This is a genomic window from Mediterranea massiliensis (assembly GCF_900128475.1).
GTDB lineage: Bacteria > Bacteroidota > Bacteroidia > Bacteroidales > Bacteroidaceae > Bacteroides > Bacteroides massiliensis_E.
Map to the genome: position 1 here is coordinate 164289 of NZ_LT635838.1, position 17764 is coordinate 182052.

Here is a 17764-nt window from a genome sequence, read left to right on the forward strand (position 1 = left end):
GGAATAAGTATGCTTTTCGGGTCAGAAAACATTGCTTTTCGGGTCAGAAAAGGCCGGGTTATCAAACAATAAGGGAGGACTTCGGTTTGAAGCCCTCCCTTGCTTATGGATTACTGCTTGATTTCAACTTCTTCCTTCATGTCTATCTCCTCACCGTGGGGATCGTAGAAGACGTATTGCAGAAACGCGAGTTTCTGGTCGGGAATCACTTTGATACCAAGTCCGTACTTCATCTGCCACTTGCGCTTCAGGGATACGAGGCCCTGGTTGACGTAGGCGGCGACGTACGGGTGGATGTGTAACGAGAATTTCTTTATCTTCAGTTTGTTGGCCAGATAGTCAATCTTGCTCTCCAGAGTGTCGGTAAAGAGAATGGACGACTTGATTCTGCCTTTGCCGAAGCAGGTGGGGCAGGTTTCTGTCGTATCGACGTCCATGGCGGGACGCACGCGCTGGCGGGTTATCTGCATCAGCCCGAATTTGCTGAGCGGAAGGATGTTGTGGCGTGCGCGGTCCTTCTGCATGTTTTGGCACATGCGTTCGTAAAGCTTCTGCCGGTTCTCGGCTTCGTTCATGTCGATGAAGTCGACGACGATGATGCCTCCCATATCGCGCAGGCGGAGCTGGCGGGCCAGTTCGTCGGCTGCGCCGAGGTTCACTTCGAGGGCGTTGGCTTCCTGCCCGTTGGCGTTCTTGGTGCGGTTGCCGCTGTTCACGTCCACTACGTGGAGCGCTTCGGTGTGCTCGATGATGAGGTAGGCACCGCTCTTGTAAGATACCGTCTTGCCGAATGAAGCCTTGATCTGCTTGGTGATGGCAAAGTTGTCGTAGATGGGAAGCTGGCCTTTGTACAGTTTCACGATTCCTGCCCGTTCAGGGGCTATGAGTGCCACGTAATCCTTGATTTCGTGGTAAACAGCCTCGTTGTTCACGTGGATGCTTTCGAAGGAAGGATTGAACAAGTCGCGCAGCAAACCGACGGCGCGGCTGGTCTCTTCGTAAATCAGTGTCGGAAATTTGGTGGCTTTCTGTACCTTGACGATGGCGTCTTCCCAATGCTTCAGCAATACTTTAAGTTCTCCGTCCAGTTCGGCTACGCGCTTGCCTTCGGCCACGGTGCGCACGATGACACCGAAGTTCTTGGGCTTGATGCTCATCAGCAGCTGCTTGAGGCGGGCGCGTTCTTCGCTCGACTTAATTTTTTGTGATACGGAAACCTTGTCGTTGAAAGGTATCAGCACGAGGTAGCGTCCGGCAAACGAAAGCTCGGATGTCAGTCGCGGCCCTTTCGTTGAGATGGGTTCCTTGACAATCTGCACCACGACTTCTTGTCCTACCTTGAGTGTGTTGGCTATGGTGCCTTCCTTTTCAAGGTCGGGAAGCAGGGTTGCTTTGGTAATGGGGTTGAGTTTCTTGCGGTCGCTTAAAGTTTGCTTTACGTATTTCTCTAAAGATCGGAATTGAGGACCCAGGTCCTGATAATGAAGAAAAGCGTCTTTCTCGTAACCCACGTCCACGAAGCAGGCATTCAGGCCGGGCATCAATTTCTTGACGCGACCCAAATACATGTTGCCCACGGAGAAGGATATGTTGCGTCCTTCGCTCTGGAGCTCTACCAGCTGTTTGTCTTCGAGCAGCGCGATGGAGACTTCCTTGGGCTGTACATCTACAACGAGTTCGCTTGTCACTATCTTTAACGCTTTTAGGTTTACGAATGTACAAAGCTTCGGGATATGCAGGAAAGGCAGGAGGTGCCTGGCTGTATAGGCTGAAGCTCTGTGGGTTCCAATGGTTCACTTAAACAAAGAACAAACTCGCGAGACATTTGTTCCGCAAGTTTGTTCTTTAATTTTTTGTCGTTCAGACTAAAAATTACTTTTTGCTTTTATGTCTGTTCTTTCTTAGTCTTTTTTTACGCTTGTGCGTAGACATTTTATGTCTTTTTTTCTTCTTTCCGCTTGGCATAGCTTTAATTTTTTATGGGTTAATACTATTGTTTATTATTTCTTCACTGCCAGAGTAAAGGTCTTGGCAGGTTTGAATGCCGGGATATTGTGCTCGGGAATGATGATCGTAGTGTTCTTAGAGATGTTGCGGGCTGTCTTCTGAGCTCTCTTCTTCACTATGAAACTTCCGAATCCACGAAGATAAACGTTCTCATCCTTGGCTAAAGATGCTTTGACTGCGTCCATGAATGCCTCGACGGTGGTAAGTACGGTTGTCTTATCAATCCCCGTGTTCTTTGTAATTTCGTTTACAATGTCAGCTTTAGTCATTTTTCCTTAAAAAAAATATTATTACTAATGTTTCCTTAATTTTTTGGACTGCAAATATATAGCTTTTCCGCGTCTCTGAAAAATATATTTCGGACATTTTTCTAAAAAAGTCCGATGATTAAGGTTTGTTAGACGGAAAAGCGTTACTTTTGTCTCCCGCCTGCAAAATCGTTGGGAAGTTTGCGGACGGCAAGAACCTATGTACATATATAATAGGTCTTTGCGGCTATGTTTTGCTATTTTGACAACAAAGAGAATGAGTGATTTTTCCGCCATATTATTGGAATGGTATGCCGGGCACAAGCGGGAGTTGCCCTGGAGGGAGACCCGGGACCCTTATCGGATATGGATATCCGAGATTATCCTCCAGCAGACCCGCGTGGCGCAGGGCTACGAGTATTTTCTGAGGTTTGTGGAGCGTTTCCCCGACGTGTCGTCGCTGGCTGAGGCCGACGAGGACGAGGTCATGAAGTACTGGCAGGGGCTGGGCTATTACTCCCGTGCGCGCAACCTCCATGCAGCGGCCCGGAGCATGAGCGGGCATTTTCCCCAGACCTACGAAGGAGTGCGTGCCCTGAAAGGGGTGGGCGACTATACGGCTGCCGCCATTTGCTCCATTGCCTACGACATGCCCTATGCCGTGGTGGACGGCAACGTCTATCGGGTGCTTTCCCGATACCTGGGCATCGATGTCCCGATTGACTCTACGCAAGGCAAGAAAGTGTTTGCCGCCTTGGCGCAGGAGATGCTCGACAAGCGTCATCCGGCCCTGTACAATCAGGCCATTATGGATTTCGGCGCCATCCAGTGTACGCCCCAGGCGCCTGCCTGCCTGTTTTGTCCTCTGGCCGACAGCTGCTCGGCGCTGGCTTCGGGGCGCGTGTCCTCGTTGCCGGTGAAGCAGCATAAGGCCCGCACGACCGACCGTTTCTTTACCTATTTATATATACGCATGGGAGACAAGTTCCTGATGCGGAAGCGGACGGAGGATGACATCTGGCGCAATTTGTATGAGTTGCCTCTGATTGAGACGGACCATCGGTTGTCCGAAGAAGAACTGATGCGACAGGAGGTCCTGCAAACGGCATGGACGGAAGCGAAGGTTCGTCCCTGGGTGAGGCCGGTGTGGCTGGGCGTGAAGCATGTCCTGTCCCATCGCGTCATCCATGCCGATTTCTATGAAATGTGTCTGCCGGAGGATTCGCACGCCTTTGACGGATATCTGCGGGTGGATGTCGGCGACTGGGAACGTTATGCGGTTTCCCGCCTGATACACCTCTTCCTGGAGAAATATGTGTAAAAGTTGGACGGATATTTGCAAGGTTGCATTATTCTGTTTATTTTTGGCACTGTTTTAAAAAAGATGAAGTTATGTCAATCAATAAAGTAATTCTTTTGGGAAATGTAGGGAAAGACCCCGAAGTAAGATATCTGGATAGCGGAGTGGCAGTGGCAACCTTCCCTCTGGCAACGTCCGACCGTGCTTATACGTTGGCCAACGGTACCCAGGTGCCCGAACGGACTGAATGGCATAACATTGTCTTATGGCGTGGATTGGCCGAGACAGCCGAAAAATATGTGCACAAAGGCGACAAACTCTATATTGAAGGAAAAATACGTACCCGCTCGTACGACGACCAGGCCGGCATCAAGCGGTATGTGACGGAGATTTTTGCCGATAACATGGAGATGTTGTCACCCAAGGCCGCTGCCCCAGCTCCGCAACCTGTGCAGGGAGCACAGCCGGCTTCTTCGCAGCCTGCCGCCTCGCAAGCCATGCCTGCCCAGGATAATGCGGCAGACGACTTGCCTTTCTGATTGTTTAACTAAAACCTACCTCTTTGGACCCAGACGCTTATTTATGCCAGTTGGCAGATGTTTTTAATGGAATTTCAGTACAGACTCCTACCGTATCGGCTATCATAGCCATCGTGTTGGCGGGTCTTCTTTTGATTGTATCGGGTTTTGCCTCGGCTTCGGAGATTGCTTTCTTTTCACTATCGCCGGCCGATTTGAGTACGATTGCCGAGCGGAAGCATCCGGCCGACTCCAAAATCAGCGACTTGCTCTCGGACAGCGAACGTTTGCTGGCCACGATTCTCATTACGAACAATTTCGTGAACGTGACCATCATCATGCTCTGCAACTTCTTCTTCATGAATGTCTTCCAGTTTCATTCGGCTATTGCAGAGTTTTTGGTACTGACGGTTATCCTGACTTTCCTCCTGTTGCTGTTCGGCGAGATCATGCCGAAGATCTATTCGGCACAGAAGACGCTGAGCTTCTGCCGTTTTGCCGCTTCGGGCATTTCCATGTTCCGCTCCATCTTCTATCCGTTGGAGTCATTGCTGATGCGCTCCACTTCTTTTCTGGACAAGCATATATCGCGCAAGAACCATAACATTTCGGTGGACGAGCTGTCGCATGCTCTGGAATTGACAGACAAGACGGAGATTTCCGAAGAGAGCAGCATGCTGGAGGGTATCATCCGTTTTGGCGGTGAGACGGCCAAGGAGGTGATGACGTCCCGTCTGGATGTGGTGGACCTCGACATCCGTACGCCTTTCAAGGACGTACTGAAGTGCATCATCGAGAACGCCTATTCCCGCATTCCGGTCTATGCCGGGACGCGCGACAACATCAAGGGTATCCTCTACATCAAAGACTTGTTGCCACACCTGAACAAGGGAGACAATTTCCGTTGGCAGTCCCTGATCCGTCCCGCTTATTTTGTTCCCGAGACCAAGATGATAGACGACCTGCTCCGCGATTTCCAGGCCAATAAGATTCATATTGCCATTGTGGTGGATGAATTTGGAGGCACCTCGGGCATCGTGACGATGGAAGACATCATTGAGGAAATTGTGGGCGAGATACACGACGAGTACGATGACGAAGAACGTACGTACGTAGTACTGAACGACCATGCGTGGGTATTCGAGGCCAAGACGCTGCTGACCGACTTTTACAAGATTACGAAAGTGGACGAGGAGGAGTTTGACGAAGTGGCCGGAGACGCCGATACGGTGGCCGGACTGCTGCTCGAACTGAAAGGGGAATTCCCCGCCTTGCATGAACGCGTATCCTATAAAAACTATGAATTTGAAGTGCTCGAGATGGACAGTCGCCGTATCTTGAAGGTGAAGTTCACCATCTTGGAAAAGGCCGAAGAACCGGCAGGAGAAGAAGCGAAGTGAGATGTCTCTGTTCTTGAAACATAAGGGAGAAGACTGCTGTTGGGGTGTCTGGAAAATGGATGAAACGGAAGAGGAACTCTTGTCCATGCTGCCCCGGCGTGAGGTCTATGCCCGTTACGTCAGTCGGTTTGCGGCTCCCCACCGGAGGTTGGAATGGCTGGCGGTGAGAGCACTGCTTTTCACGTTGCTGGGCGAGGAGAGGGAGATAGCCTATCGCCCCAGCGGCAAGCCCTATCTGGCAGACGGCTCGTATGCTCTCAGTATTTCGCATACCAAAGGATATGCGGCTGTCGTTTTGGGTGCACCCGATTCGGAAGTCGGTATTGACATCGAACAGTATGGTGAACGGGTGTGCAAGGTGGCACACAAGTTTATGCGGCCCGACGAACAGGCCTTGGCTTATGAGGGAAACGAAGCCTGGTCCCTGTTGCTGCACTGGTCGGCCAAGGAAACGATGTTCAAGTGCCTGAATGCCTCGGAGGTCGATTTCAAGGAACATTTGCAGATCTTTCCTTTTATCCCCCGGCGGGAGGGTACGTTCGATGCCCGTGAATACAGGACGGACCACAGGCAGATGTTCCACATTTCCTATCAGATTACTTCGGATTTTGTACTGACGTGGTCGGTCGTCCGGCAATAAGAAAGAAAGGCCGGAACGGGTGGAGCGTTTTTTCCCGTTTGCCGGCCTTTATGGGTTCGAATACCCTTTCGGGCAGAAGATTTACAGCTTTTCCAGTTGTACGGTGAAGTGGCGCATCAGGGGAGCTTCCCAGGTGATGCGTACACCCCGGGTGATGCTTTCCCTGCGGTCGTACACGTTTTTCAGGGCGGCGGCCACCACGTTCATGTGATTGTCCGTGTAGACGCGCCGCGGGATGGCCAGACGCAGGAGGTCGAGACCGGTAAATCTGTTTTCGCGTGTCACGGGGTCGCGGTCGGCCAGCAGGTATCCTATTTCACAACCTCGTATGCCGGCTTCCAGATATAGTTCTACGGTCAGCGTCTGTGCCGGAAATTCTTCTTTGGGCACATGGGTTAGTACCCGTGGGGCATCGATGAAGATGGCATGTCCGCCAGCCGGACGCTGATAGGGGATGCCGTATTCATCCAGCTTGCCGGCCAGGTATTCCACTTGGCGGATGCGTGTCTCCAGATTGTCGAACTCCGTGTTCTCGTCCAGGCCGATGGCCAGGGCATTCATGTCGCGTCCGTTCATGCCGCCGTATGTCAGATAACCTTCGAACTGGACGCAATAGCCTTTGGCGCCTTCGTACCAGTCCTGCCGGTTGGTGGCAATGAAGCCGCCCATGTTGACGATGCCGTCTTTCTTGGCGCTCATGGTCATGCCGTCGGCCAGGCTGAACATTTCGCGGGTGATTTCCTTGATGCTTTTGTCCCGATAGCCTTCTTCGCGCGTTTTGATGAAATAGGCGTTTTCAGCGAAGCGGGCCGAATCGAACAGGACGGGTTTGCCATATTTGTTGGCCAGTGCCCGTACTTCCCGCAGGTTCTGCATGGAAACCGGTTGTCCGCCTGCCGTGTTGTTGGTGATGGTCACGATGATGAACGGGATGCGGTTTCCCTGTTCCTGCAGGGCTTTTTCCAGTTTGCGTGGGTCGACGTTGCCTTTGAAGGGAACTTCCAGCTGGGTGTCCTTGGCTTCGTCGACGGTGCAGTCTAGTGCGATGGCTTTCCGGCCTTCGATGTGTCCTTTGGTCGTGTCGAAGTGGGAGTTGCCGGGTACGATGTCTCCTTCGTGAACCAGATAGGAGAACAATACGTTTTCGGCGGCCCGTCCCTGGTGGGTGGGGATGACGTATGTGAAGCCTGTCAGGCGGGTGATGACTTCCTTCAGCTTGAAGAAGGAAGTGGCTCCGGCATAGCTTTCGTCGCCCAGCATCATGCCGGCCCACTGGCGGTCGCTCATGGCACCGGTGCCCGAGTCGGTAATCAGGTCGATGTATACTTGTTCCGATTTGAGTTGGAAAACGTTGTAGTGTGCTTCTTTCAGCCATTGTTCGCGTTCTTGGCGGCTGCTCTTGCGGATGGGTTCCACCATTTTGATTTTCCAGGATTCTGCAAAGGGTAATTCCATACTTGTTTTTTTTAAGGTTTTGATATTTTGTTAGAAATAAAACATGGTATCAGATGTTTCTGCCTCTAAAGTATGATAAAAGAATGGAATTTGCAAATGTTTTGATACAAATGTCTTGAAATGAAAAATGTCCGGCCGAAATCCCTTCGCCCGGACATCCTTTCATAAACTTTGGCAGAAGTTTAATGTTTTACTTTCTTTGAATCAAGTGTGGATGAATAAAATGAAGGACGGGGAAGTCCCGGTTCATTAGACTCACCGCTTTTTCCTCGAAAGCAATGATAAAGAATTGGCATGGCAGGTCTTCTGACTCGTTTCTGTTGCAGGCGGCCTTCCCGGAGCAACTCCAGTGGCATGGGGTAATGTGCCGGCAACGTTTTGTGAAACTCACAGCAGCGGGACTGTTCGGGACTTGCACCCGATTCCCTTTTAATCACCGCCTCCGCTTGGTGGAAGGCTGGCGAACCAATGCAGGGCAAAGTTAGAAATAAATTTTGAATATCCGAATAGCTGCCGCTGAATATCATGGGATATTCGGCGGATTTAGATTTGTTTAAGAAGTTGCCCGACTCGGGAGCTGTGCAGGGGCAGATGCCGTTTTATTCCGCTTCTTCTATCTGCCTGAGTTCGCGATTGGCACTCACCATCTCTTTCACTCTGTCGTGCGTGTAGTGGAAGGTAAAGAAGTCGGCCACGATGCAGGCAGCCAGTAGCAGTGACGTGAAGAGGATGTTGAACCGTGTGCCGTAGCAGCAGAGGAAGGTGATGAAGAACAGGGCGACAAGCGGATAGCTCGTCAACAGCATGCGGTTGTAGCAGCTCTTGTATTGCAGGATGTGGCGTACCTGGTTTTCCAGATTGGTTTCCCGTCTGATTTTGCCCAGTTTGTGCAGGCTGAAGATTTGTGCAAGAAGACCGTATAAGATCAGTACGGATCCTGTAATGCCGGGCAAGGGGTGGAAACCCGGCTGGGCAATCCAGGCAGACGCGAATACGATGCAGACGATCAATGCCATTGCCAGTCCCATCTTTTCCAAGCGTGTCAGCCGTTCCAGGCTGTTTTCCCGTCGTGTGTTCAGTATCCTTTTCACTTCTTCGCGGTGCAGAATTTCGTTGCGTGTGACCCGTTCGTCGAGTTCCTTCCACGCTTGTTGCATTTCTTCCAGGTTCATAATAAGAGGTATTTAAAGGTTGGACATTGTTTTCAGTTTCTCTTTGATGCGGTGCAGCCGGATGGCTACCTGATTGCGGTTGGTTCCGACTATTTCGGCTATTTCGTCATAGGTCTTTTCGTCCAGCCAGAGGACGATGTACATGCGGTCCAGCTTGTTCAGGCGGCGGATGAGGCTGTACAGGGTGTTCAGCATTTCGGCCTTCGGGTCGTTGTCGGGCAGGACGGTGTCTGCCAGTTGTAGAGGTACGTACTCGTGGTGTTTTCGGCGGCGCAGGTCGCTGATGCAGGTATTCAGGGCGACACGGTAGAGCCAGGTGCTGAAGCTGCTTCGGTTTTCGAATGTGGCGTAGCTTTTCCACAGGTTATACACCGTTTCCTGATAGAGATCGGCAATATCTTCCTTGTCCTGTGCATACATCAGGCACACTTTGTAGATGATGTGCTGGTGTTGCAGCAGCAGTTCGGTGAATTCTTTTTCCTTGTTAGTATCCGTCATATCCTTGTTTTTTGTTTCGTTAGTCGTGCAAGGCTTCGGCTTAGTTACAGGGAGGGTGTTATTTTTTTGTTTAGAAACAATTTTCCGCACATTTGGGAAATATCTGCAGTCTGACAAAAGATTTATCGGAGACCGCCGGACAAGAAAGGTGGGTGAAACATAAGGGCATAAAAAAAGGGCTCCGCTGAGCCCAACCTTTTATTAACCTTAAATCTAATACTATGAAAAACACGCTGCAAAGGTACGGACTTTGCGGAAATCTGCAAATAATCCAAGTTTTAAAATATGTTTTATAACATGTTTTATGGCTTCTATGTGCTTTGTTAACACATTTGCGGCCTTGTGACGCAGGAAGTGTTTATCTCTCCTTGGCCAGCGTGAACACGAATTCCAGCCCTCCGCCGGGATTGTTCTTGGCGGAAATGGTTCCTCCGTGAATCAGGACGGCATTCTTTACGATGGCCAGTCCCAGGCCGGTACCGCCCAGCTTGCGCGAGCGGCCCTTGTCTACGCGGTAGAAGCGTTCGAAGAGGCGGCTCAGGTGTTCGGGCGAGACGCCTACGCCGGTATCGGCAAAGCTGAAGTAGTAGAAGTTCTCGTCTTCGCGGAAACAGCTGATGTGTACGTGGATGTGGGTGCCTGCATAGGCAATGGCGTTGTCCATCAGGTTGCGGAAGATGGAGTAGAGCAGCGAGAAGTTGCCGCGCAGCTGGATGTGGGGCTTCAGGGAGTTGACTACAGTGATGTCTTTCTCCTCCAGCTCCAGCGCTACTTCGTTGACGATGGTACCCACCAGTACGCTGATGTCCACTTTTTCCATGTCGATGAGGTTGGCGGCTTCGTCCATGCGGGTCAGTACCGATATGTCGCGCAGGAGGCGTGTCAGGCGGTTGCTTTGTGCGTAACACCGTTCCAGGAAAGTCTGCATTTTCTCCTGTGGCAGGTCAGGGGTGCTGAGGATGGTCTCCAGATAGCCTTGGATGCTGCTGACAGGCGTCTTCAGTTCGTGAGCGATGTTTTGGGTCAGTTGGCGCTTCAGGCGGTTCTGTTCCTCTTCTTGCGAGATGTCGTTGATGGAAATCTCGAAGCTCAGGTCCTGGAAGATGATGCACTCCACGATGAAGATGCGTCCGTTCTTGTTAATGGTGAGTGACATCCGCTTCTCTTCTTTCCCCAGCGGACCCTTTTGGGCCTTGCCGATGAAGTCGGTGATTTTCTGGAATTCGCAGACGGAGAATATTTCTTCGGTGGTTTCCAGGTTGGAGTCTGATATCAGGTTGCTGTATTGGATGAACAGATTGTTGACCAGGATTTCCTTCTTTTCCTTGGTGAACACGCCCAGTCCTTCGCGCGAAGTCTGGAGGTGGGTGATCAGTTTTTCGCGTTCGATGTAGAGGGCTTCCTTTGTTTCGCGCAGGCGGCGGTATATCTGGATGATGTGTTGCGAGATTTCACCCAGTTCGTTGTGGGGGAAGGCCGACTGGAGGTCGGTCTCGATGGGTTCGTTCTTGTCGGCGCGTTTGGCAAACTGGCGCAGTTTGGCGATGGCGGTCCCCAGGCGTGACGTGAACTGGTAATAGATGAATATCATGGCGAGGGTCACCAGCAGGGTGAACCACAGGTAGTGGCGGTCGGTGGACAGGTGGTTGATGAGGTCAACGCTGTAGGGCACGGCCGAGCGGATGAGGTAGGGGCCGAAGTCGGTGGCCGAGTAAAAATAGGGTATGCCGGTGGTTTCCGACGTGCGGCGCACGTCGTGTCCCTTGCCATGCCGCAGGGCTTGCAGCACTTCGGGACGATTGTGGTGGTTGTCTACCTTCTCGCTGCCTTTCGAGCTGTCGTACAGGACGATGCCTTTGGGGCTGATGACGGTGACGCGCAGGTCCTTGATGCTGGTGTGCGAGATGTAGCCGCCGAGCATGGAAGACCACAGGCTGTCGGGCGTTTCCTGCAAGCGGTAGTGCAGGTCTTCGTTATAGTCCTGCAGCTGCAGGTCGAGTAGCTCTATCTTGTATTCCTTTTCCCGCTGGTATTGGTACGTGATGACGCTGCCCGCAAAGAGGAGGAACAGCAGGATGACCGAAAGGAAAAGTTTCCGGCTGAACGACAGGAAATGCCGGCTTTCATTCGGCTTCGAAGCAGTATCCATATCCCAGACGCGTTACGATACACTTTCCATACTCTCCGATTTTCTTGCGCAGGCGGGTGATGTTCACGTCGATGGTGCGGTCGAGGACATACACTTCGTCGCTCCAAACCTTGTTCAGGATGTCTTCGCGTGAGAAGACCCGGCCTTTGTTCTGGAGGAGCAGGAGCAGGATTTCAAATTCCTTTTTGGTCAGCGGAGCTTCTTCGCCGTTGATGCAGACCTTCTTCTTGACGATGTCCAGCACGAGCGACTTGTAGACCAGCTGTTCGGGCATCCGCTCGGATTCGGGTGTCGCGCTCCGGCGCAGGACAGCCTTGACGCGTGCCGCCACTTCGCGCAGGGAGAAGGGCTTGGAGATGTAGTCGTCGGCGCCCAGATTGAAGCCTGTGACCGTATCGTTTTCCGTATCTTTGGCGGTGATGAAGATGATGGGGATTTGGGCCGTCTTCTTGTCCTGCTTCAGCATGCGGGCCATCTTGAAGCCGGATATCTCGCCCATCATCACGTCCAGCAGGAGCAGGTCGTATCGGCTGATGTCCATCTGCAGGGCTTCTTCGGCCGAGTTGGCTGTATCCACTTCGTAACCTTCGTTTTCGAGGTTGAACTTTAGAATCTCACACAAGTCTTCTTCGTCGTCGACGACCAATATCCGGTAGTTGTTCATTTCTTCTGTCTATTTAGGTAAGGAATGGTTTTACAAAAGTATGCTTTTATTCTTTTGGTGCGGCAAAATTGGAGCATTTTTGTTACGGGAGCATGAAACAAGTGTTACAATGATGTTACACCTCCCGTTTCGTGCGGGTACGTTTGCCGAAGCCGTTGCCGGCAAATCGGACGGACGGGAAAAGGTTTGTCGGAATAATTTGTCGGAAAGAGTGTGCCGATTGCGGGGAAAACCGTATCTTTGTGTGACTGAAGTTTGATTGTTATGAAGAAAAATGTTCGTTTGAATTGGCGGAAGCTGGCTGTTGGCCGGTGGCGGTTGGCGATTCCCTTGGGACTGGTGGTTGTGGCAGTAGTGATGGCTTTGTGGTTCAACGGCCTGCCTTTCCGGCAGACATTCGAGATAACCGATGACCTGGGCGGCAACATTTTTCCTTCGAGCATCTTGTCGGTTGCCACTACGGACGCACAGGTCATTGTTCCTTCCGATTCTGTGTACGTGGGCAATCCAAAGTCGTGCATTGCGGTTCGTCTGCGTTCGGGCCGCAGCTATACGCGTGTCCGGGTCGAGGTGGCCGAGACGCCTTTCTTCTCCCGTTCCGTGTCCGAATTCGTACTGCCCCGGCCGCGGACCGATTACATCATCTATCCCGACATCATCTGGAACTACGAGGCCTTGAAGGCCAACGGCCAGGCCGAGCCTATCAGTGTGGCCGTCACGGTGGAGGTGAACGGCAAGGAGTGGGGGCAGAAGGTGCGGACCTTCTCCGTGCGCAGCATCAATGAGTGTCTGCTGGGCTATGTCACCAACGGGACCAAGTTTCATGATACCAGCCTCTTTTTTGCCGCATACGTCAACGAGGAGAATCCGATGATAGACCGCCTGTTGCACGAGGCGCTCAATACCCGCATCGTCAACCGCTTTCTGGGGTATCAGGGCGGTACGGCCGAGTCGGTGGACAAGCAGGTCTATGCCCTGTGGAACGTGTTGCAGAAGCGCAACTTCCGCTACAGCTCGGTGTCCAACACGAGCCTTTCGAGCAACATCGTCTTCTCCCAGCGGGTACGTACGTTCGACGACGCGCTGGAGTCGTCGCAGATCAATTGTGTGGACGGCAGTGTGCTGTTTGCCTCCCTGATGCGGGCCGTCAACATCGAACCGATTCTGGTGCGCATACCCGGCCACATGTTTGTGGGCTACTATACCGACAGCCAGCACAAGAACATGGACTTTCTGGAGACGACGATGATCGGCGATGTCGATTTGGCCGACTTCTTCCCCGACGAGCAGCTGGACTCTACGATGGTGGGCAAGTCGCAGAACCAGATGTCGCGCATCACTTTCGACAAGTCCAAGGAGTATGCGGGAAAAAAATACCGCCAGCACGAGGAAGGCATCCACTCCGGCAAGCTGAACTACATGTTTCTGGAGATATCGAAAGAGGTGCGCAGGAAGATACAGCCCATCGGCAAATAAGGATGGTTTTTGCGCTCGCCGCTTGCATATCAGCGTCGGGAGTGCTACCTTTGCGAAGTCAAGTCAGAATCAACGATATGGAATCATTCAAGAAATATATCTCTCCGGGGGCATGGTTCTCCATGGAATACCCGGCTGCGTGGAGCGAATTCGAGGACAGCGAAGGTTCGTTTCTGTTCTACAATCCCGACGAGTGGACGGGCAATTTCCGCATTTCGGCCTACCGTGGCAACGCCGGTTACGGACGCGCGTCCGTGCGGCAGGAGTTGAAGGAAAATCCTTCGGCAACGGCTGTGCGGGTAGGGACGCTGGATTGTGCCTACAGTCAGGACGCCTTCGAGGAGAACGGCGAAAGCTATGTTTCGCACATCTGGATTGCGGGCGTGGACGACGTGGCTTTCGAGTGCTCGTTCACCGTGCGCCAGGGAGAGCCTGTGGCCGAAGCCCAGCGGGTGATTGCTTCCCTACAGGTGCGCAAGCCGGGGGTGAAGTATCCCGCCGAGCTCATTCCCGTCCGCCTGTCCGAAATCTATCAGATAGACGAAGCTTATGCATGGGTGGAGAAGATGGTGAAAGACCTGCTGAAGAAAGATTTCCAGGGAGCGGAAGAAGACGTGGAGAGCATGCAGCAGGTGGTGGACCGCGGCGTGATAGGTCCCAAGAAGAAAGACCAGTGGTTGGCGTTGGGCATCACGCTCTGCGTCATCATGGCCAACGAAATGGACGGGCTGGAGTGGCGTACGCTGATCGACGGCAACCGCGAAGCCCTCGTTTTGCTCAATACCGCTACCGGCCAATGGACTGATCCCATGAAGCTGGCATGGAGCAAGGTGAAGGCCGGCGAGAAAGTCAACCTGGCGGAAGCCTATTGCAATGCTTGATTAATTCTTCATTATTAATTCTTCATTCTTCATTTAAATTAATGTCTCCCATCCTGCAAGTAGAAAACCTCACCAAGTCGTTCGGCGACCTGGTTTTGTTTGAAAATATATCCTTCGGCTTGGCCGAAGGCCAACGTGTCGGACTGATTGCCAAGAACGGCAGCGGCAAGTCCACCCTGCTCAACATCCTCTCGGGGAAGGAGGGCTACGACGAGGGAAAGATATCCTTTCGTCGGGACCTTCGTGTGGGCTATCTGGAACAGAGCCCCTCGTACCCCGAAGAGCTGACCGTGCTCGAAGCCTGCTTCCATCACGGCAACACGACCGTAGACCTCATCAAAGAGTATGAACACTGCATGGAGACCGAAGGCCATCCCGGTCTGGACGAGCTGCTCGTGCGCATGGACCACGAAAAGGCGTGGGATTACGAGCAGAAAGCCAAGCAGATACTTTCCCAACTGAAGATACGTGACTTCAACCAGCAGGTGAAGCACCTTTCCGGCGGGCAGCTGAAGCGCGTGGCACTGGCCAACACCCTTATCACCGAGCCCGACCTCCTCATCCTCGACGAGCCTACCAACCACCTGGACCTCGACATGACCGAGTGGCTGGAAGAATACCTGCGCCGCACCAACCTGACGCTGCTCATGGTGACGCATGACCGCTACTTCCTGGACCGTGTCTGCTCCGAAATCATCGAGATAGACAACCGTACGCTCTATTCCTATAAAGGAAACTACAGCTATTACCTGGAGAAGCGGCAGGAGCGCATCGACGCCAAGACGGTGGAGGTGGAGCGGGCCAACAACCTGTACCGCACCGAGCTGGAGTGGATGCGTCGCATGCCCCAGGCCCGCGGTCACAAGGCCCGTTATCGCGAGGATGCCTTCTACGAACTGGAGAAGGTGGCCAAGCAGCGCTTCCACGACACCAACGTGAAGCTCGATGTCAAGGCTTCCTACATCGGCAACAAGATTTTCGAGGCCGACCACCTGTGCAAATCCTTCGGCGACCTGAAGATACTGGACGACTTCTCCTACATCTTCGCCCGCTATGAGAAGATGGGCATCGTGGGTAACAACGGGACGGGCAAGTCGACCTTCATCAAGATACTGATGGGACTGGTGAAGCCCGACAGCGGTACGCTGGACATCGGCGAGACCGTCCGCTTCGGTTACTACTCGCAGGACGGACTTCAGTTCAATGAGCAGATGAAGGTCATCGATGTGGTGCAGGACATTGCCGAGGTCATCGAACTGGGCAACGGCCGTCGGCTCACCGCCTCGCAGTTCCTCCAGCACTTCCTCTTCACGCCCGAGACGCAGCACAGCTATGTCTACAAGCTGAGCGGAGGTGAACGCCGCCGCCTCTACCTCTGTACGGTGCTGATGCGCAATCCCAACTTCCTGGTGCTGGATGAGCCCACCAACGATCTCGACATCGTTACCCTGCAGGTGCTCGAGGAATATCTGCAAGGCTTCAAGGGATGCGTCATCGTCGTCAGCCACGACCGTTACTTCATGGACAAGGTGGTGGACCATCTGCTGGTGTTCAACGGTGGGGGCGACATCCGCGACTTCCCCGGCAACTACACGCAGTACCGTGAATGGAAGGAGGCCAAGGCACGCCACGACAAGGAGCAGCAGGCTGCCGCCAAACCGCAAGCTGCCGCGAAGCCCGCCCGCACCCGGCAGGACGAGAAGCGCCGCATGAGCTTCAAGGAACGCCGCGAGTTCGAGCAGCTGGAGAAGGAGATTGCCGACCTCGAAGCCGAGAAGAAAGCCATCGAGGAAGCCTTGTGCAGCGGCACGCTTTCGGTGGACGAGCTGACGGAGAAGTCCAAACGCCTGCCGCAGCTGACGGACCTGATTGACGAGAAGACGATGCGCTGGCTGGAGTTGAGCGAGATAGAAGGATAGGGAGGGACTTGTAGAGATGAATGCATCTATGACACCGATAAACGATATTTGTAAGGCGGCGGTTTCCAACTACCACAGCCATTCCCTCTATTGCGACGGCCGGGCGGGCATGGAAGACTTCGTCCGCTTTGCCCTGAGCCGGGGCTTTACGTCCTACGGCTTCTCGTCGCACGCCCCGCTGCCTTTCCCCACGGCGTGGACCATGGAGTGGGACCGCATGGACGACTATCTGGCCGAGTTCCGCCGCCTCAAGGAGAAGTATGCCGGACGCATCGAGCTGTACATCGGGCTGGAGATTGACTACCTGAACGAAGAGAGCCATCCCGCCGCCGAGTGTTTCCGCCGCCTGCCGCTGGACTACCGCATCGGTTCCGTCCACCTGCTCTATGATGCCGAGGGACGCGTGGTGGATGCCGACCTTTCCGCCGACAAGTTCCGGCGGATGGTGGACGAGCACTTTCAGGGGGATGTGGAGCGCGTGGTGCGACAGTATTACGAGCGTTCGTGGCGGATGGTGGAGCTGGGTGGTTTCGACATCGTGGGCCATGCCGACAAGGTGCACTACAATGCCAACTGTTACCAACCCGGGCTGGTGGACGAGCCGTGGTACGACCGCCTCGTGCGCGACTATTTCACTGAGATTGCCCGCCGCGGCTATCAGATGGAAATCAATACGAAAGCCTATGGGGAGTTGGGCGTCTTCTATCCCGACGAACGCTACTTCCCGCTGCTGCGCGAGCTGGGCATCCGTGTGCAGGTGAACAGCGACGCCCACTATCCCGAGCGCATCATCAACGGCATGACCGAGGCTTACCGGGCCCTGCGCCGTGCAGGCTTCACGTCCGTTATGCGGCTTCGGGGCGGACAATGGACGGAATCTCCTCTATAAACCTGTTCTTCGGACAGTATCTATACAGAAAACTCCAGTACTTCCGTGCAAGTACTGGAGTATTTCTATGCAAGTACTCGAGTACTTGACTGGAAGTACTGGAGTATTCGTCCGTAAGTACCGGAGCTTTTATTTCAGCAGGAATTCGTCGATGGCCTTCTTGTACGTGGCCTTGTCGGCGGCTCCGTTGATAAGCTGGGGTTGCTCCTTCATGGGGATGAGCACGAAGAGGGGGATGCTGGTGGCGTTGAACAGTGCGGCCAGTTCCTGCTCCTTGTCTACGTTCACCTTGTAGATGGTGATTTTACCGGCATATTCCTTGGCCAGTTCCTTCATGATGGGAGCCACCTTGCGGCAGGGACCGCACCAGTCGGCATAGAGGTCGATGATGGCGGGCTTGTCGCCCTTGTATTTCCATTCCTTGGCATTCCGATAGTCGAACACCTTGTCGATGAACATGGCTTTGTCCATCACAATCACCTCCTGGGCATGCCCGATGAGGGCCGCTGCCGCGAGGGCCAGGGTAAGCAATAACTTCTTCATAACAA

Annotated in this window: 16 protein-coding genes and 1 riboswitch; of the genes, 8 read left to right on the forward strand and 8 right to left on the reverse strand. The window is 53.3% G+C overall.

Features of this window, described 5'->3' with window-relative positions:
- Positions 1-110: 110 nt before the first annotated feature.
- Together BQ7483_RS10750 and BQ7483_RS10755 are read right to left on the reverse strand one after the other, a co-directional pair.
- A complete protein-coding gene (locus BQ7483_RS10750) occupies positions 111-1688 on the reverse strand; it encodes an Rne/Rng family ribonuclease (protein ID WP_022019778.1) in 1578 nt (525 codons plus the stop codon).
- Between the two features lie 312 nt (positions 1689-2000).
- Entirely contained in the window at positions 2001-2276 is a 276-nt protein-coding gene (locus BQ7483_RS10755; RefSeq protein WP_022019777.1) for an HU family DNA-binding protein, read from the reverse strand.
- 256 nt (positions 2277-2532) lie between these two features.
- Between BQ7483_RS10755 and mutY the strand changes: the two genes are divergently transcribed.
- From mutY to BQ7483_RS10775, 4 genes are all read left to right on the forward strand, one after another.
- On the forward strand, positions 2533-3576 hold the full coding sequence (mutY, locus tag BQ7483_RS10760) for an A/G-specific adenine glycosylase (protein WP_072545883.1): 1044 nt from the start codon (positions 2533-2535) through the stop codon (positions 3574-3576).
- Between the two features lie 71 nt (positions 3577-3647).
- Positions 3648-4094 (forward strand): single-stranded DNA-binding protein, encoded by a 447-nt coding sequence (locus BQ7483_RS10765; protein WP_072545884.1) that lies wholly within the window; start codon positions 3648-3650, stop codon positions 4092-4094.
- Between the two features lie 23 nt (positions 4095-4117).
- Positions 4118-5473, forward strand: coding sequence for a gliding motility-associated protein GldE (gene gldE, locus BQ7483_RS10770; protein ID WP_072545885.1), 1356 nt, complete (start codon positions 4118-4120; stop codon positions 5471-5473).
- 1 nt (position 5474) lies between these two features.
- Positions 5475-6113 carry a 4'-phosphopantetheinyl transferase family protein gene (locus tag BQ7483_RS10775; protein ID WP_022019773.1) on the forward strand — a complete coding sequence of 213 codons (639 nt, stop codon included), beginning with the start codon at positions 5475-5477 and terminating at the stop codon, positions 6111-6113.
- A gap of 81 nt (positions 6114-6194) precedes the next feature.
- Here the strand turns inward: BQ7483_RS10775 and BQ7483_RS10780 are convergent, their stop codons facing one another.
- The 5 genes from BQ7483_RS10780 to BQ7483_RS10805 all read right to left on the reverse strand — a co-directional run bounded on the left by BQ7483_RS10780 (position 6195) and on the right by BQ7483_RS10805 (position 12051).
- Positions 6195-7568, reverse strand: coding sequence for a tryptophanase TnaA (locus tag BQ7483_RS10780; protein WP_072545886.1), 1374 nt, complete (start codon positions 7566-7568; stop codon positions 6195-6197).
- Between the two features lie 279 nt (positions 7569-7847).
- Positions 7848-8053: riboswitch (cobalamin riboswitch) on the reverse strand.
- 114 nt (positions 8054-8167) lie between these two features.
- Entirely contained in the window at positions 8168-8740 is a 573-nt protein-coding gene (locus BQ7483_RS10785) for a hypothetical protein (protein WP_072545887.1), read from the reverse strand.
- Between the two features lie 12 nt (positions 8741-8752).
- A complete protein-coding gene (locus tag BQ7483_RS10790) occupies positions 8753-9238 on the reverse strand; it encodes an RNA polymerase sigma factor (protein ID WP_072545888.1) in 486 nt (161 codons plus the stop codon).
- 358 nt (positions 9239-9596) lie between these two features.
- Complete coding sequence (locus BQ7483_RS10800) at positions 9597-11387, reverse strand: sensor histidine kinase (protein ID WP_022019769.1); 1791 nt, start codon at positions 11385-11387, stop codon at positions 9597-9599.
- On the reverse strand, positions 11362-12051 hold the full coding sequence (locus BQ7483_RS10805) for a response regulator transcription factor (protein ID WP_022019768.1): 690 nt from the start codon (positions 12049-12051) through the stop codon (positions 11362-11364). The genes BQ7483_RS10800 and BQ7483_RS10805 overlap by 26 nt, the downstream gene beginning before the upstream one ends.
- Before the next feature lie 357 nt (positions 12052-12408).
- Here BQ7483_RS10805 and BQ7483_RS10810 point away from each other — a divergent pair, with 357 nt between their 5' ends.
- The 4 genes from BQ7483_RS10810 to BQ7483_RS10825 all read left to right on the forward strand — a co-directional run bounded on the left by BQ7483_RS10810 (position 12409) and on the right by BQ7483_RS10825 (position 17216).
- Positions 12409-13527: a hypothetical protein gene (locus BQ7483_RS10810; RefSeq protein ID WP_407657218.1), complete on the forward strand. Its 1119-nt coding sequence runs from the start codon at positions 12409-12411 to the stop codon at positions 13525-13527.
- A 77-nt stretch (positions 13528-13604) separates the two neighbouring features.
- Positions 13605-14408, forward strand: coding sequence for a DUF3805 domain-containing protein (locus BQ7483_RS10815; RefSeq protein ID WP_022019766.1), 804 nt, complete (start codon positions 13605-13607; stop codon positions 14406-14408).
- 41 nt (positions 14409-14449) lie between these two features.
- Positions 14450-16327, forward strand: a complete 1878-nt coding sequence (locus BQ7483_RS10820) for an ABC-F family ATP-binding cassette domain-containing protein (protein WP_072545890.1) — start codon at positions 14450-14452, stop codon at positions 16325-16327.
- A 28-nt stretch (positions 16328-16355) separates the two neighbouring features.
- Positions 16356-17216, forward strand: a complete 861-nt coding sequence (locus BQ7483_RS10825) for a histidinol-phosphatase (protein ID WP_072545891.1) — start codon at positions 16356-16358, stop codon at positions 17214-17216.
- 129 nt (positions 17217-17345) lie between these two features.
- Here the strand turns inward: BQ7483_RS10825 and BQ7483_RS10830 are convergent, their stop codons facing one another.
- Positions 17346-17759, reverse strand: coding sequence for a thioredoxin family protein (locus BQ7483_RS10830; protein WP_022019763.1), 414 nt, complete (start codon positions 17757-17759; stop codon positions 17346-17348).
- Positions 17760-17764: the final 5 nt, after the last annotated feature.